15 protein-coding genes are annotated in these 15,747 nt (G+C 41.9%); 6 read left to right on the forward strand and 9 right to left on the reverse strand.

Annotated elements, in window-relative coordinates:
• Positions 1-5 precede the first annotated feature (5 nt).
• The 3 genes from GUY17_RS01450 to GUY17_RS01460 form a co-directional block, all read right to left on the reverse strand.
• A complete protein-coding gene (locus tag GUY17_RS01450; RefSeq protein WP_162022078.1) occupies positions 6-452 on the reverse strand; it encodes a CopL family metal-binding regulatory protein in 447 nt (148 codons plus the stop codon).
• A 183-nt stretch (positions 453-635) separates the two neighbouring features.
• Positions 636-1,361: a hypothetical protein gene (locus GUY17_RS01455; protein ID WP_162022079.1), complete on the reverse strand. Its 726-nt coding sequence runs from the start codon at positions 1,359-1,361 to the stop codon at positions 636-638.
• Entirely contained in the window at positions 1,361-2,131 is a 771-nt protein-coding gene (locus GUY17_RS01460; RefSeq protein ID WP_162022080.1) for a PepSY domain-containing protein, read from the reverse strand. Before GUY17_RS01460 ends, GUY17_RS01455 begins: the two co-directional genes overlap by 1 nt.
• Before the next feature lie 783 nt (positions 2,132-2,914).
• Between GUY17_RS01460 and GUY17_RS01465 the strand changes: the two genes are divergently transcribed.
• Positions 2,915-3,478 (forward strand): NapC/NirT family cytochrome c, encoded by a 564-nt coding sequence (locus GUY17_RS01465; RefSeq protein WP_162022081.1) that lies wholly within the window; start codon positions 2,915-2,917, stop codon positions 3,476-3,478.
• 81 nt (positions 3,479-3,559) lie between these two features.
• On the opposite strand, the gene GUY17_RS01470 is transcribed toward GUY17_RS01465, so the two are convergent.
• Positions 3,560-3,859 (reverse strand): DUF1145 domain-containing protein, encoded by a 300-nt coding sequence (locus tag GUY17_RS01470; protein WP_101084897.1) that lies wholly within the window; start codon positions 3,857-3,859, stop codon positions 3,560-3,562.
• Positions 3,860-3,863: 4 nt separating this feature from the next.
• Complete coding sequence (gene rsmD / locus GUY17_RS01475; protein WP_162022082.1) at positions 3,864-4,463, reverse strand: 16S rRNA (guanine(966)-N(2))-methyltransferase RsmD; 600 nt, start codon at positions 4,461-4,463, stop codon at positions 3,864-3,866.
• A 181-nt stretch (positions 4,464-4,644) separates the two neighbouring features.
• Here rsmD and ftsY point away from each other — a divergent pair, with 181 nt between their 5' ends.
• From ftsY to rpoH, 4 genes are all read left to right on the forward strand, one after another.
• Entirely contained in the window at positions 4,645-6,423 is a 1,779-nt protein-coding gene (gene ftsY, locus GUY17_RS01480) for a signal recognition particle-docking protein FtsY (RefSeq protein WP_162022083.1), read from the forward strand.
• 3 nt (positions 6,424-6,426) lie between these two features.
• A complete protein-coding gene (gene ftsE, locus GUY17_RS01485) occupies positions 6,427-7,116 on the forward strand; it encodes a cell division ATP-binding protein FtsE (protein WP_101084900.1) in 690 nt (229 codons plus the stop codon).
• Positions 7,113-8,078, forward strand: a complete 966-nt coding sequence (gene ftsX, locus GUY17_RS01490; RefSeq protein WP_101084901.1) for a permease-like cell division protein FtsX — start codon at positions 7,113-7,115, stop codon at positions 8,076-8,078. Before ftsE ends, ftsX begins: the two co-directional genes overlap by 4 nt.
• Before the next feature lie 244 nt (positions 8,079-8,322).
• Positions 8,323-9,180 (forward strand): RNA polymerase sigma factor RpoH, encoded by an 858-nt coding sequence (gene rpoH / locus GUY17_RS01495; protein ID WP_011635768.1) that lies wholly within the window; start codon positions 8,323-8,325, stop codon positions 9,178-9,180.
• 256 nt (positions 9,181-9,436) lie between these two features.
• Here the strand turns inward: rpoH and menE are convergent, their stop codons facing one another.
• From menE to menD, 4 genes are read right to left on the reverse strand one after another with little or no spacing between them, the layout of a single operon-like run.
• Complete coding sequence (gene menE / locus GUY17_RS01500) at positions 9,437-11,029, reverse strand: o-succinylbenzoate--CoA ligase (protein WP_101084902.1); 1,593 nt, start codon at positions 11,027-11,029, stop codon at positions 9,437-9,439.
• On the reverse strand, positions 11,029-12,123 hold the full coding sequence (menC, locus tag GUY17_RS01505; RefSeq protein WP_162022084.1) for an o-succinylbenzoate synthase: 1,095 nt from the start codon (positions 12,121-12,123) through the stop codon (positions 11,029-11,031). The genes menE and menC overlap by 1 nt, the downstream gene beginning before the upstream one ends.
• 2 nt (positions 12,124-12,125) lie before the next feature.
• Complete coding sequence (menH, locus tag GUY17_RS01510) at positions 12,126-12,938, reverse strand: 2-succinyl-6-hydroxy-2,4-cyclohexadiene-1-carboxylate synthase (protein ID WP_162022085.1); 813 nt, start codon at positions 12,936-12,938, stop codon at positions 12,126-12,128.
• Entirely contained in the window at positions 12,938-14,677 is a 1,740-nt protein-coding gene (gene menD, locus GUY17_RS01515) for a 2-succinyl-5-enolpyruvyl-6-hydroxy-3-cyclohexene-1-carboxylic-acid synthase (RefSeq protein ID WP_162022086.1), read from the reverse strand. The genes menH and menD overlap by 1 nt, the downstream gene beginning before the upstream one ends.
• Positions 14,678-14,897: 220 nt before the next feature.
• Between menD and GUY17_RS01520 the strand changes: the two genes are divergently transcribed.
• Positions 14,898-15,731: an HDOD domain-containing protein gene (locus tag GUY17_RS01520; RefSeq protein WP_162022087.1), complete on the forward strand. Its 834-nt coding sequence runs from the start codon at positions 14,898-14,900 to the stop codon at positions 15,729-15,731.
• Positions 15,732-15,747: the final 16 nt, after the last annotated feature.

Genomic DNA, 15,747 nt, shown 5'->3' on the forward strand with positions numbered 1-15,747 from the left:
TTGAATTAAGCGATAGGAGGGCGAAACGCAGGAGGGAATGCGATTGACACATGGTTAACAACCATCGCAAGCGGTGCAGAGTAAACGGGAATACTGGTCGTTGCCAATGGAATATCAATTAGGTTGGCAGTAAACGAAATAGTCAAACAGTGGTTACAATCCAAGCTGCAAAATCCGGAACCATTACAACAGCTGGTTTGCGGTAACTTTGCGGCAATAGGTTCATCCATATCATTGACGATATTTTGCATATTATCGTGGCAATTCTTCATTGCCTTATGCGACATGGCTGATGTGGTGTTGGTTGTTTTGTCGGTTTGAGCGGACATTGCTTGAGCCATTTCTGCATGGGCCATTGGCACCATCAAACTGTCATTAGTCAGCAACCCCTGTCCGACAAGTGCGAACAAAGTGATTACGATGATCCAATAGTTTGACTGCTTTGCTCTCATTTAGCCTTAACCAAGTCGTTTATTAGGGGTTAGCTTAACAGACCTTTACTTAAGTAAAAATCTTTCAAGTAATAACAGATTAAATTTATTAATCTGAAAATGATGATAACGCTTTTATGATCAGTATCGTGTGATACACATTCCATTTCATTAATTTAGGGTCAACTTACGTTTAAATCGCCATTATTTGCGCTTTAGTTTGGGCCGATACCTGTTGCGCTTAAGCATATCAATCACCCAAATTAATCCACTAAAGGTTAACCATAACGTTATAAACGCAAAAATCTTGATAGGGATGTTATTAAAGCTGCCTTCACTGGTGTAATCCATAAAGTGCAACATAAAAAATATATCGGCTAAACGTGTATGTTCATCACTGTGGCCGACGAGTCGACCCGACTGTGCTTCAATATAAACACTGGTGCCAATATTATCGGCGAAATTTATCTGCCAAGTGTCATTGCGCTGTTTTGGAAAGTCGTCCAATGGCGGAGTGAGTAAGAGAGTTGAACTTATTACAGCCTCTCCAGAGTAAGATGCTTTGGCCAACCGTTGCGCCATTGTGGTATTAATTATTACTTGGTTACCGTCATAAGCATCAACCAAGGTGTAGTCATTGTTAAGATGATTGTATAAGCCTTTTTCATGGGTTAATAGGTAGTAAGGTTTATCTAATAAAGTAATGATGTTAAGCGATACGCTAGGTTTAAAGGCGGCCAGAATAGTGCTAGGTTCACGCAAACGATGAGTCTCTATTACCACTTCAGTGTGAGTGTCGTTAAGGTGGGTAAGTCCTTGGGCTTTATTGTGATCCATAAGATTAAAATACAGCCCGCTGATTAACCAAAGGAGTAACTGAACCCCTACAATGACTGATGCCCATTTATGCAGTTTTCTGACCCAAAACATTAGGTAACCCCACCGTGTTTACGCTTGCTGAACATAGGTTTGCGTTTGTTTTTAGTACGACGTAATACTCTGAAATACACTAATATTAACCCGCTAACGGTAGCTAAAGTTGAGGACAATGCTATCCAGAATAATAATTGATTATCGATTTCTTCAGCATCGCCATAATCCATCACATGAAAACGAAACACCCAGTCGAATAAACGCCAAAATGCATGGCGCTTGCCTACTACTAATCCACTGTCAGCTGAGATATAAAGTGATGGTGCGGAAAAGTGGTCGAAATTAATTCGCCACGCCGGTAAGTGACGAGCACTGAGTTCAAAAGGTGGGTTATCGGTCAGTAAACTCACCTTGGTAATGGGCTCATTACCAAGGTAATAATATTGCGCTAATGCTATGGCTGCCGTTTGATTAAGTGGCGATAAACGTTCACCTGTTTGCGCATTTAGCAGTACCTGCTGAGTCGATTTTATGGTCGCATTTATAGTCGTATTTATGGCCGGGATAGAGAAGCGGTATACGTCTTGTTGCATCAGTTTACCGACACTTATTTGCTCTGCTTCAGGATAAGTTTGTAACAGTTTTGCCAATGAATACTGCATTTTATCGGGATTGATTTTTGTTTGGGGGTTACTGATGAGCGAATCCCCATGAATATAGTCAATATGCATAAACACCATATATGTTCCAGTTACTGACCAAATCACAAACTGTAGCCCGAGAAACAGCATCAACCATTTATGGAGTGTTCTTGCGGTTTTATGCATTCAAATTAACCTTATTATTTTTATTATTTTTATTATTGGTTTAGTTAGAAAGTGTTTTAGGCTAGTAAATCAAGCTATAAATGAACATCGAGATACCATTATCTGTTAAGTGACTCATAGTTTGCAGCAATTTATGTTAATCGTGAAGTTAAAGAAGAGCTGTCAACGGACGCCAATAGCATTACTAGCATTAATAGCATCACTAGCTGCAATTAGTGGCTAACAATGCGATGCCTGCAATGGAGTCGCATCACACTCAACATTAGTCGTCAGCGCTAACGCCGAATCAATTAGCGTGCAGTGAGTGATTGTTTCACTAATATTTGGCAGGAGATAAATGTTATCTCCTGCATTTATCTACCACCGCTGTTGTTAATTTTTGCTCTTCAGTGTTATTCGCTACTAGTGAAGGGCGAAGGCTAATACTTAAATTCAAAATCAAATTTAAAATCAAATTTAAAATCAAATTTAAAATCAAATTTAAAATCAAATTTAAAATCAAATTTAAAATCAAATTTAAAATCAAAAACAAATTTGGACACTGACAAGTTCACTCTTTTACTCAACGTTATCTTTATTGGCCACTTCGTTGACCTGATCCAGTAATTGATCATTATTTCGGTACGGCATGTGCAAAAGTCGAGATCTAGCTCGCATTTTAGACATATTTTAGATAAACAATTCTCAAAATGGCGACTAAAATCAATTTTATAATTTCGAATAATCCTAAACTAGACTTATAAATATTAGAAATTCCTTTTTTGCTATTACGGAGATTGAACAATGAACTGGCGTGCACTATTTAAACCAAGCGCGAAGTACTCGATTATTGCCCTTATTGTGGTTGGTGTAATTGTGGGTGTCGTAGGTTATTTCGCAACACAACAAACTTTACATGCAACAAGTAGCGATGCTTTTTGTATGACATGTCACCGTGACCACTCGTTAAGAGAAGAGGTTATGGCGTCAGCCCATGGTGGTGGTAGAGCAGGTGTCACAGTACAATGTCAAGATTGTCACTTACCACATGGCCCATTTGATTATTTAGTTAAAAAAATCATTGTTTCTAAGGACATTATTGGCTTGATGACCATTGATGGCTTTATGACGCAAGAATGGTTAGATGAAAACCGTAAAGAACAAGCTGATTTAGCATTAGAATACTTCCGCAGTAATGATTCGGCTAACTGTCAGCATTGCCACACTCGTATTTATGAAGATCAGCCTGATACGATGAAGAAAATGGCCGTAAGAATGCACAGTATGAACTTTAAAAAAGCACCAGAAGACAGAAAGACCTGTGTCGATTGTCATAAAGGTGTCGCGCATCCTTACCCTAAAAAGTAATGTGCCGATGTTGTTAACTAAAAAACCTCGTTAAATAACGAGGTTTTTTTATGCCAATGTCTCAGATAATCGTCATTTTTATTATTTGTTGCTGCGGTTAACAAGCGGGCTAGCGTACTGTGAATGATGTTGCTCAAATAGTGCAAATACTCCCCACAGCAAAATCGCCCGATAATGTGCCGCAGGTATACTGTTTCGGAAATTTTTTAAGCGTGTGAGTAGCACAAATAACATGTGCATTGCCGCGGTTATAAAGGCAAACGTATTAATAAACAGCGATACATCAGGGCTGAAAATAAACAAGCCGTAAGCCACCAAACACCACATCGACAAAGTGGCCGTTTTACCAATTAGTATAATATCGTGTATTGATATAGGCATTAACTTAATCTGCCGATAATTCGGTATTGTTCGACTGATATTGGTACAGTCGATAACATACTTGACCTGCCTTTTTTTCTTTTAAGGCAACCCAGGTTGCTGGCACATTGACTGAGGTTAATTCTGATTCGGTTTCGAGATAAATTTGTGCATTGGGGTTTAACCATTGATGTTGCATCAATAACTCAATGGTTTTGTTTACTAAATCTTTACGAAATGGTGGATCGATAAACACAATATCAAAACCACTGGGTGTGCCTTTAGCAAGCACTTGTAAACTGTCGGCATTAATAACCTGTGCATTTTGACATTGCAGGGTGGCAAGGTTTTGTTTCAACTGATTAGCAGCATTTTTTTGCAGTTCAATTATGGTAGCAAAACTGGCATAACGGGATAAAGCTTCAAGGCATAAAGCACCGCTGCCGGCAAAGCAATCGAGTACTCTGGCACCACGGATATCGTTGGCAAGCCAATTAAATAAGGTCTCGCGGACGCGATCAGTTGTTGGGCGTAAACCTTCAAGATCATGGATCGGTAGCTTACGAGATCGCCATTGACCTGAAATAATCCGCACCTGACCGCTGCTGGTATTTTTTTTAGCCATCTCACCCTCGTGATTTTGCCTGAACAAAGAAAATAGAAAGTGGTAGACTATGCCACAATCTGAACCGCCGTTATTTTATATCAAACTTGTGATTAAATGTGAGTATTCATCATTTTACTGGTTAGAGATGCAACAAACGGCTTCAACTGAATTTTTAAGCATATAAATACTGGTAGCAAACATGGCAAAGAAAGGTTTTTTTTCCTGGTTTCGTAAAGATAAGCCCGTCCCTGAAGTTGAAGAACAGCAACAACTCGATATTGATGCGGAAAATGAAGTTGCAACAGAGTCTGCTGACCAAACCCAACAAGCTGAGCTGCAAAAGCAAACTGAAGCAACAGCGCGTCTAGATGTTGAGCGTTTTGAGCAAGAACGTCTCGAAAGCGAACGCGCAGAACAAGCGCATATCGACACTGGGCGTATTGCCGCGGATAAGTTAGCTGCTGATGTTTTAACTTCAGAAAAGCTAGCCGTTGAGCAGGCAGAGAAACAAAAGCAAGCACAAGAGACTCAGCGTTTAGAAACTGAACGCTTAGAAGCCGAACGTATTGAACAACTTCGTCTTGAACAGCTTGATCTAGAAAATAAGCGTCTTGAGCAAGAGCGTGTCGACAGTGAACGAGTAGAACAAGCCCGTATCGATGCTGAGCGTATTGCTGCAGAAAAGCTAGTCGCTGAGCAGGCTGAGCAACAAAAGCAAGCACAAGAGATTCAGCGTTTAGAAACTGAACGTTTAGAAGCCGAACGTGCTGAACAGATTCGTCTTGAACAGCTTCATCTAGAAACGAAGCGTCTTGAGCAAGAGCATATCGACAATGAACGAGCAGAACAAGCCCGTGTCGATGCTGAACGTATTGCTGCAGAAACGTTAGCAGCTGAAGCCTTAGCAACCGAAGCTTTAGCTACAGAACTAGCCGCACAGCAATTAGCAGAGCAGCAATTAGCAGAACAACAGGCAGCCGAGCAACAAGCACCGATAGAGTCTATTGAGTTAGCACAACAAGATGAACCGCAAGCTAAACCACAAAAAGAGGGTATGTTTGCCCGCTTAAAACGTGGCTTAATGCGCACCAGTGAGAATATTGGTTCTGGCTTCATTGGCTTATTTCGCGGTAAAAAAATTAATGATGAGTTATTTGAAGAACTCGAAGAACAATTGTTAATCGCTGATGTGGGTGTCGAAACCACCAATAAATTAATTAAAAGCCTGACCGAGCATGCATCACGTAAGCAACTTAAAGATGCAGAAGCACTTTATGATTTAATGCGTGAAGAAATGCAAAAAATGCTCGATCCGGTAGCCATTCCTTTAGTTCCCGATAACGCCAATGGCCCGTTTGTCATTCTTATGATTGGTGTCAATGGTGTGGGTAAAACCACCACAATTGGTAAACTGGCTAAACAGTACCAAAGCCAAGGTAAATCTGTCATGTTAGCAGCCGGTGATACCTTCCGCGCAGCAGCCGTTGAGCAGTTACAAGTGTGGGGACAACGCAATAATATTCCGGTCGTGGCCCAACATACTGGCGCAGACAGTGCTTCAGTCATATTTGATGCCTTGCAAGCCGCTAAAGCGCGTAAAGTAGACGTATTAATTGCTGATACAGCAGGACGTTTGCAAAACAAAAGTCACTTAATGGAAGAGTTGAAGAAGGTCGTGCGAGTGATGAAAAAACTCGACCCAGATTCGCCCCATGAAGTCATGCTAACGTTAGATGCCAGCACTGGTCAGAATGCTATTAGCCAAGCACAGTTGTTTAAAGAGGCGGTTGGCGTGACGGGGATTACCATCAGTAAATTAGATGGTACCGCCAAAGGTGGGGTGATTTTTGCGATTGCCGATAAGTTTTCTATTCCTATTCGTCATATTGGTGTCGGTGAGCAAATTGATGATTTGCGTACTTTTAACTCCAATGACTTTATTGAAGCATTATTTAGCCAGGATAAAACGGACCAATAATTTATGATCCAATTTGAGCAGGTCAGTAAAATCTATGCTGGAGGCCAAAAGGCCCTTATGGATGTCAACTTTCACCTTCGACAAGGTGAAATGGCTTTTTTAACCGGCCATTCTGGTGCGGGTAAAAGTACCTTGCTCAAACTTATTACGGTTATTGAACGTGCTACGGCAGGTAAGGTGTCTATTAATGGGCATAACATTGCCAATGTAGGGCCAAAACATGTGCCCTATTTACGTCGCAATATTGGGGTGATCTTCCAAAATCATCACTTGTTGATGGATAAAACCGTATTTGACAATATTGCCTTGCCGTTAGTGATCGAAGGTTTCACCCATGGCGAAATTCGTAAGCGTGTTGCTGGCGCACTCGACATGGTGGGTTTATATGGCAAAGAACGGCATTTGCCGATAATGCTGTCGGGTGGTGAACAACAACGAGTCGGCATTGCCCGCGCTATTGTTAACAAGCCACCACTGTTGTTGGCCGATGAACCTACGGGTAACTTAGACCCTAAATTATCGATGGATATTTTACGCTTATTCGAAGCCTTTAATGACTCGGGTACTAGCGTGCTAATTGCCACCCATGATTTAGGCCTTATTGCGCGCATGAAATATCGCACTTTTACTCTGCGTGAAGGACGTATGCTCGGTGGAGAACGTTCTACTGCTGGTGGGGAGACAATACGATGAGTAAAAAAGTGAATATTACTCAGAGTAAATTACCTTTAAGCGGTCGTATTGTGATGTTTTTTATTCGCCATGTGCAACAAGGCATGTCGAGTATGGGAGAACTTTGGCGCAGCCCTGTTTCATCCATTATGACCATGGCAGTATTGGGCGTGAGTTTAAGTTTACCGGCGGCATTGCAGGTACTGGTAAAAAATGCTGAAAACATCACTCAATCTTGGAACAGTGCCGCTGAAATTTCGTTATTTATTAATAAAGGCCGCAGTGAGCAATCCATTCAAAGTTTGTTGTCGCGTATCAAAGCATTCCGCGAGGTTGAATCGGTCACTTATATTAGTCGCGATCAAGCATTAGAAGAGTTTCAACGTTTATCTGGTTTTGGTGAGGCGTTGTCATATTTAGATGAAAACCCACTACCTGCAGTCGTTACGGTAACGCCTTCGCTTAAGTATTCTAGTCCCACAGGGGCGCGTGAGTTACTGGTAAAATTAGAACGTGAATCCGAAGTTAACTTTGGTCGTTTAGATATTGAATGGTTAGAGCGTCTGCAGGCATTACTTAAATTACTTGAAAAAACAGTGTTGGCCATTGCTGCCTTGCTGGTTCTTGCGGTGGTGTTAGTTATTGGCAATACCATTCGGCTTGCGATTATGAACCGTCGAACCGAAATTGAAGTAATGAAGCTAGTGGGTGCAACCGAAGCCTTTATTCAACGTCCGTTTTTATATACTGGAATTTGGTATGGGGTCATCGGTGGCATTTTGGCTTGGCTCATTATTAATGTGTTAGTGTGGTATCTCGATGGTGCCTTAGCAGAGTTACTGGGATTATATGGCAGTGAATTAACCATCCAGTCATTAACATTTTCAGAGTTGATTAAACTGGTGTTATTGGCATCATTCTTAGGCTGGTTTGGCTCATATTTATCTGTACGACAACACTTACGTAGCATTGAACCGTCATAATTGCAGGCGTATAATGAAGCTTAAGCCTTAATAATGAACGTTTGTTCACTTGCATTGCGATAGCCTTGCGGTAAAAATGTTCATCTAGTAGAACCTTATTTGACATATGATGTCATATAGTTGATAGTTTATCGGCTAAATCGAGTTAGCTCTCTTGTGTTGTGAACCAAGAGACCTTATTCATCGTACAGAATCATCGTACCGAGTTAGCTGAAATATATTTTTGAATGTAGTAGGAGAGCGAATGACTTATCAAACGCAATCAATGGCGCTGGCGGTTCCGCATAATGCTAGTAGCCTAGAAGCGTACATCCAGTCTGTGACCAGCATCAATATGCTGGACGCCGATACAGAGTACGACATCGCCAAGCGTTTACAAGAAAATGGCGACCTACAAGCGGCAAAGCAATTAATTATGTCGCATCTTCGTTTTGTTGTGCATGTTGCGAAAGGTTATTCAGGATACGGTTTACCACAGGCAGATCTTATTCAAGAAGGTAACATTGGCTTGATGAAAGCGGTTAAACGCTTCGACCCAGATGTTGGTGTTCGCCTTGTGTCTTTTGCGGTGCATTGGATTAAAGCTGAAATTCATGAATACGTGTTGAAAAACTGGCGTATCGTGAAAGTAGCGACCACGAAAGCACAGCGTAAATTATTCTTTAATATTCGTAAGTCTAAAAAGCGTTTAGGTTGGTTTAGTGACGCTGAAGTGACCATGGTTGCAGAGAATTTAGGTGTATCGAAAGCTGATGTGACCGAAATGGAATCACGGATGGCAGCCCAAGATCCGGCCTTCGACTTAACCAATGACAGCGATGACGATCATCATGATTTTGCCCCAGCATTATATTTAGAAGATCATTCTTCAGATGTGGCGGATCAGGTTGAGCATGCCAATTGGGAAGCAGACTCTCAAACACGTTTATTATCAGCCATTAAAACCTTAGACGAACGTAGTCAGCATATATTACGTGCGCGTTGGTTAGATGATACTAAAGTGACTTTGCAGGAACTTGCATCGACTTATGAAGTCTCTGCTGAGCGAATCAGACAGTTAGAAAAGAATGCCATGAACAAGCTTAAATCTTGTATGGAGTAACACTCCAGCGTATTCGATTTTGATAGATTAAAACCTGCTACGGCAGGTTTTTTTATGGCTGGAATTTGATAATTTGATAATTTGGCTGCGAAGCTTTATCAGCATTAATTGATGTTGAACTGAGATCAATCCAATGTAGACCCATTCACTTTAGAGTTAGCCAGTGTCGTATAGGTAAATTTCGAATAAGCGAATTTAGTGCCATCAAATAGGCCGAAGCCACCGATGGTTAAGCGTTGTTGAGCAATCAATATTATTATGGTGCTATTTTTGCTGCGTCTATCTGGGTTTGAATGGCGTTGATGATGCTTTTTCTTGGCACTTTTAAACCACTGGTGACGACGTCTTTTGGCCAACCAAAAAATTGTCTAGGCCGCTTGAAACGCGCCAGTGTTGATTCAACTAACTGACTCAGCTGCAGGTTAATGTTGTCGACATCAATGGCTCTTAAATCAACAGTCTTTAAGTCAACAGCCTCCATGTTAACGGTCTCGAAATCAACTGGATTGGCATTAACGGTTTCGAGTTCAATTGCATTAGTACTATTGTCTGCGACACAATAATCAATAATGGCAGCAGGTAAGTGGCCAAAAATTGTATCGTCTAGGGCAAATACAATCGCTTGCGCGACATTGGGATGAGTTAATAATACTGCTTCAAGTTGTTCTGGATGAATGTTCTCACCGCCACAAATAAACATGTTATCCATGCGGCCTAAAATACTCAGTTGTCCCTCTGGATCTAACAGTCCTTTGTCGTGGGTACAAAACCAACCTTGATCATCTAATGGCAAGCTTAACCCCTGGTCGGTTAAATAGCCTAAAAATAAACACTCACCTTTTACCCAAATTACCCCGTCTTTCAACCTCAGTTGTCTTGAAGGCAAAGGACAACCATGATGGCCTAATAAATTGGCTTTAGCGGTGGTAATTTGCGAGCTCATCTCTGTCATACCATAGCTGGTGTAAGCGTTAATGTGCAGGTGTTGTAGTGCATCAATAAGAGCCGGTTCTATGGCTCCGCCGCCCAACAGTAATGCGCTTACATTGGTAAACGCCGCGGGATGTTGCTGGAGTATCTGTATCGCTTGGGTTGGCACTAATGACACATGGGTGATATGGCTACTTGTTAGCTGTTCGGCCAGTGTCAATGCGGGATCTCGCAATACAATGCAGGCTCCAGCCAAAGTGCAACGATGAATAATGGCCAACCCACCAATATGAAACAGTGGTAACGATAATAGCCAAGCGTCAGACGGCGCTAAAGCAATAAACGTTGCAGCCCCTTTGGCGCTGCTCAAATGGTTAGTTAAGCAATGTACCGCAGCTTTGGGTGTTCCACTTGAACCAGATGTGAGAATAATATTGGAAGCTTGATGCGGTGATACCTCAACAGCTTGGTTGCTTAGTTGATCTACTTTTTGAGGCAGTTCAATATCGAGCCAGTAGGCAATCTCAATAGCGGTTTTTCTGCTGACGTTATCGGTCCATAACCATTGGAGATCAAAGCGTTTGATAAGCTGATTAATCTGCACATCAGCCAATCGAGGTGACAAAGGTAAAAATATCCATCCCGCATCAATGCATGCCCAATATAGGCAAATCATGTCAATATTATTGTGTGACACACAAGCTACAATATCGCCATGCTTAACACCTTGTGATTGCAATTGTTGCACTACGCAGTGAACTAAACCACTTAACTGAGCATAACTGACGCGAGTCGTGGGGCAAGTATTGTTGCAAGTCTTATTACCAGTAGTGATGCTCGGATTGACGGCTTTATGGCTACTTTCAATAGCAATAGCATCTGGATGATTTAATGCTGCTTGATGCAAAGGTGACATCATTATATATCAGCCTCGCCTGAGTCTTGTGGTTGGCCGATGTGAGTCAGTAATTGCAACACTTGATGATTTAGCCGTGGAGATAACCCTGAGGTGGCTAACAGCAAGGGTTTGCCAAAGGCGCTTAATGTATCAAGGCCTGGTGGTTCATCTGGTGTTAGTGCCTGGCTCACTATGCGTAAGTCGCTGATACCGAGGTCAGCTTCTAAGCTTGAACTTACTATACCGCGCACACCAGCAAGATGAGCTTGGCTAATCATGTTTTGCAATTTATCCAGCGAACCCAATAACATGGGTTTGATAATTAATGCGCCTAAACCGGGTTGTTGTAATGCTAAATCGAGATCAAATTGAGATGAATTTAATGACTCATCTAAAGCATATTTTATTCCTAATTGCCGGTGTATTTGGGCATTATCACTGGGGTTAATACATGGCTCTTCAATATATTCAATTTTGTGTTTTGGTAAACACGCTAAAAAGTCGATAGCCTGTTCAAGACTAAAACCACGATTAGCATCTAAGCGTAATGTTACGTGAGGTGCGATTGCCAGCACTTGATAAATAAATTTGATTTCGCTTTCCATACTGGTTTGAGCGACTTTAATTTTTACGCTGTTGATGCTGCTCAGTGTCTGTAACTTTTGAGTAATAACGTGTGCTGACATTCCATCGTAAAGTAATGGCACCACAGCTAACTGAGTCTGTGGATTTTCGATGCGAACAGGCAATCGATGGGTTAGTTTTGCATCCAATAAGCTCAATGAGAATGCCAATGATGGCAGCGACATCTGCTCGGCAATATTGGCTAAAATCGCTAAGGGTTGATCGATCAAACTCGGTAATATTGACAACAGTTGTGATGTCACCTCATCAAGCGACTCTTGGCTAAACCCTGTTATTGGTTGGCTATCAATATCGATGCCTGATAATGGGGCAATTTCAACCCAAGCCACTTGTTGATTATTGAGCTGGATAGCAAGCACTAACCCTTTACGAAAATCAATTCGTTGTATACCTACAGGTAAACTAGGGTTGAGCTCAATTTGATATTGATACAGAGTACAGCTGGTTATCGTTGAGTTATCTGATGACATTGTTACTCCTTTGGATCCGTTAACGGATCTAAGCACAATAACCCCAGTAAGGTGTCGGTAAACAATTGAGGATGCAGGCTGTGAATATTATGTCCTGCGGCGTGCAAAGGATGTAACTGCAAAGTGCCTAAACCAGACTCTGCCAGTGTCGCCTGCCAATCTATAGCCACCTGAGCAAATTTTTTGTCATCAACCCCATACATAAAATGACATGGACACGTTAGCGACTCAAGTACAGTGCGGCAGTCTTGCTGCAAACTAAGAGACGTTGTCATGTAACAATTGGTTAAGCGTTGTGGATCATTGCTGCGGCGTATTGCAATAAGTTGCTGCTTTTGAGATTGACTCAAATCATTAAAAACTGCTTGTTGATACCAAAGACTTAGAAAGTCCGCTATGGGCATATGCTGGAGTTTTTTCGCCCAGATACTATCGCTTTTAGCTCGCGCGGCTTGTTGCTGAGCATCTTGCAAGCCAGGATGAGCGGATTCGAGCGTTAAGCTCAAGAGCGAATCAGCATAATCATCTGCAATATGCAGCGCTATCCGTCCGCCGAGTGAGTAACCCAATACATGAAACTGCATATAACCCATGCTATGCATTTTACTCACAATAAGCTCTGCCGCTTGGTGTAATCCCGGTGAGTTTAAAGTGTCTACGTTAGCGCCATGGCCTGGTAAATCAATGCAAATACAATGAAAATATTGGCTTAAACGTGGCATTAAAATAGACCAGTCGTCTTTACTACCCAAAAAACCATGCAGCATTAATAATGCTGGTAATTGTGGTTGGCCAAAGCGACTGATCATTACCATTAGTGTTGTTTCACCCATTGACTGATTTGTGCTATTTGGTCGCTGGCTTGAGTTGGGCTGACATTGACTTCAATCACTGAGGCACAATTAAACTCAAAGGCTTCTTGATACGCTTGATTAAACGACTCAATATCATCTGCTTGTCGATAGGCTAAACCAAACATAGCAGCGCCATAACCAAACTCTAAACCGTGGCTTAATCGATAAAAATCATTGCGCAGGCTTTCATTGGGTACAGGTAATAGATTAAAAATATTACCGCCATCATTATTAATAATAACCAGCACAAATGGTTGAGTCATTTGTTTTAACAGTGCCAGAGAATTGAAATCATGCAAACAGGATAGGTCGCCCATCACTAGGGTTGTAGATGCATTTTTGTCTGCGGCTACGCCACAAGCGGTTGCAATTAATCCATCAATGCCCGATGCCCCTCGGTTGGTATAAATTGCCGGTGTATTGGTGGCAATTGGTGCGTACATATCGTAGAGCCTGATAGGTAAACTATTACCGATAAACAGTATATGTTGATCTGTTTGAGCCAATGCTATGGCACGCACAACTTGGGCTTCACCAAAGGTTGTATTGTCGATTTGTTGTTTAAACAGGGACTCCAATGACTCATTCAGCGGTAATAATTGTAATGCCCAGTTGGCTTGTGATGAGCGTGGCCAAGGTAATTGGCATACCGCTTGAACACTTGCCTGATAAAATTCTTTAGATTGATGGCTCGGGTCTAAACGATCGCCGTATTTACTTACATGCCAGTAGCTATGCCAAGATTGTTGGGCAATATATTGAAGTAAACGTTTAGAAATAAAACGCCCACCAAAGACTAATATCCGCTCAGCTTGCTCGAGTTGTTTGTTGGCTTTCGGGTTTAATAATAACTGGTCAACGTGGCCTATTACGCCTGGATGCTGACGCAACTGTGATTGTGCATCAACTAATACTGGCCAGCCAAGCTTTTGTGCTAACGCGACGATTTGCTGTGGATTATCTTCAGGAGCTAAGGTACCAACCACGATCACGCCTTTACCGTGAACAAAGCGCATTAAGGTGTCTGTAGTGGGTAACTCAGCAGTCGTTAGGCTAGCATAGCGCGTCAGTGGTTTAGTGTTTTCAAACCACTGGTTTAATGGTGCAAGATAGGTTGCAGTTGTAAAGCTCGCGGTTTTTTTTACGTGAGCCAATGTCACCAATTCTGTTGGGTATAGCGGCTCACGGTACATACAGTTTATGTGAACCGGCTGGTGTTGGTTAGCTACAGCATGATCGATAGTACTCAATAATGCATTAGCCGGATAACCAAGATCAGGCGTTGGTAAGTTAACTTGTTTAGCATATTGAGCAAAAATAGCTGGCTGAATAATCGCTTGATTCGCACCACAATCAATCAGCTCTGGTGGTCTGTCACCAGATAAAATAATCAGCGGCACATGGGTTAACCACGCCTCAACAATGGCTGGATAAAGATTGGCCACGGCGGTGCCTGAAGTGGTAATGATGGCGACTGGCGCATTGCTGGCTTTTGCCAATCCAAGGGCCATAAACCCTAAACCACGCTCGTCAAAATGAATATGACGAGTGAGCTGGGTTTGACTAGCAGCGGCCAATGTTAGCGGAGTTGAGCGAGAACCTGGTGCCATACACACATGCTTAACCCCTAAGCGTGCAAGCTCTTCCAAGATCAATTGACCCCATAACAAATTCATATCGGCGCTGGTCTGTTGTTGCATATTGGCTCATATTACAAATAAATAAACGAATATTAGTGTAACGCCAAGTTAGCGTTATATCTAAGATTTAGCGCAGATTTTTATCCAAAATCTGCGAAATAAGTTGTTAAGGCTACAATCAAATATCAGCCTCATCCTCTCTTGCTTTATTTATGTTGTGCTAATGTTATTAATATGATTTATTTATTGTATTAAAAATAATAACAAGGACTCTCGGAATATGGAATCTGCTGCATTATTAAAAAGAGTTGATGAGTTACCTCGCTTACCCAAAGCGGTTAGTGAATTGTTAGATGCGGTTAATAATGAAAATACCACCGTAAAGAGTATTGCAGCCAAAGTGGCTCAAGATCCTCTTATTAGCGCTAGAGTATTGAGGTTAGCTAATTCAGCTCATTTTGGTCGCAGTCGTGAAGTGGGTTCTATTGACGAAGCTGTGATTCGATTAGGCATGCAAACGTTGCGGACGTTAGTGATTGCTTCTGCGGTTATTGGTGCAATTCCTAATGCAGAAGGGATTGATCTCGCCCAATTCTGGGGTGAGACTTTTGAAGTCGCCCTGTATTCACAAGAAGTAGCCAAACGATGTGGCGTTGCACCAGATGAAGCTTTTACGTGCGCAATTTTACACAATATTGGTGATTTACTGATTGCCGTTGTTGAGCCTTCGGTCGCAGCACAAATCAGAGCCGCTGTCGCTGAAGGGGCTGATAAGCAACAGCTTGAAACGAGCTTATTAGGTTTCGACTCACCCTCTGTTGGTGCTCTATTAGCTAAAGCATGGAAATTTACTCCTTCATTAGTGCAAGGGATCGAGCATCAACGCGCACCGCTTAATGCTAAGCCTGCATCTAAGCTGGCTGCCGTTATCTATTTGTCGCACGAGGTGTTTGCACATTGGGATGATCAACGAGATGACGAATCTTTTACCGCTTGGTTGGCAGATATAACTAACCACAAAGCGGGCATTATTAAAATGGATATGGCTGGGCTAGCCGAGAAGCTCATCGAGTTAAGAGGTAAAGGGTTAGAAATAGGTAAGCAATTAGCTTAGTTACAGTTAACATACT

Origin of the sequence: Shewanella sp. Arc9-LZ, assembly GCF_010092445.1 — a bacterium.
In the GTDB taxonomy this organism is placed as follows: Bacteria; Pseudomonadota; Gammaproteobacteria; order Enterobacterales; family Shewanellaceae; genus Shewanella.

Coding starts and splice junctions, on each gene's coding strand:
- GUY17_RS01450 (WP_162022078.1), bottom strand. CDS start 452: ATGAGAGCAAAGCAGTCAAACTATTGGATCATCGTAATCACTTTGTTC.
- GUY17_RS01455 (WP_162022079.1), bottom strand. CDS start 1,361: ATGTTTTGGGTCAGAAAACTGCATAAATGGGCATCAGTCATTGTAGGG.
- GUY17_RS01460 (WP_162022080.1), bottom strand. CDS start 2,131: ATGCATAAAACCGCAAGAACACTCCATAAATGGTTGATGCTGTTTCTC.
- GUY17_RS01465 (WP_162022081.1), top strand. CDS start 2,915: ATGAACTGGCGTGCACTATTTAAACCAAGCGCGAAGTACTCGATTATT.
- GUY17_RS01470 (WP_101084897.1), bottom strand. CDS start 3,859: ATGCCTATATCAATACACGATATTATACTAATTGGTAAAACGGCCACT.
- rsmD (WP_162022082.1), bottom strand. CDS start 4,463: ATGGCTAAAAAAAATACCAGCAGCGGTCAGGTGCGGATTATTTCAGGT.
- ftsY (WP_162022083.1), top strand. CDS start 4,645: ATGGCAAAGAAAGGTTTTTTTTCCTGGTTTCGTAAAGATAAGCCCGTC.
- ftsE (WP_101084900.1), top strand. CDS start 6,427: ATGATCCAATTTGAGCAGGTCAGTAAAATCTATGCTGGAGGCCAAAAG.
- ftsX (WP_101084901.1), top strand. CDS start 7,113: ATGAGTAAAAAAGTGAATATTACTCAGAGTAAATTACCTTTAAGCGGT.
- rpoH (WP_011635768.1), top strand. CDS start 8,323: ATGACTTATCAAACGCAATCAATGGCGCTGGCGGTTCCGCATAATGCT.
- menE (WP_101084902.1), bottom strand. CDS start 11,029: ATGATGTCACCTTTGCATCAAGCAGCATTAAATCATCCAGATGCTATT.
- menC (WP_162022084.1), bottom strand. CDS start 12,123: ATGTCATCAGATAACTCAACGATAACCAGCTGTACTCTGTATCAATAT.
- menH (WP_162022085.1), bottom strand. CDS start 12,938: ATGGTAATGATCAGTCGCTTTGGCCAACCACAATTACCAGCATTATTA.
- menD (WP_162022086.1), bottom strand. CDS start 14,677: ATGCAACAACAGACCAGCGCCGATATGAATTTGTTATGGGGTCAATTG.
- GUY17_RS01520 (WP_162022087.1), top strand. CDS start 14,898: ATGGAATCTGCTGCATTATTAAAAAGAGTTGATGAGTTACCTCGCTTA.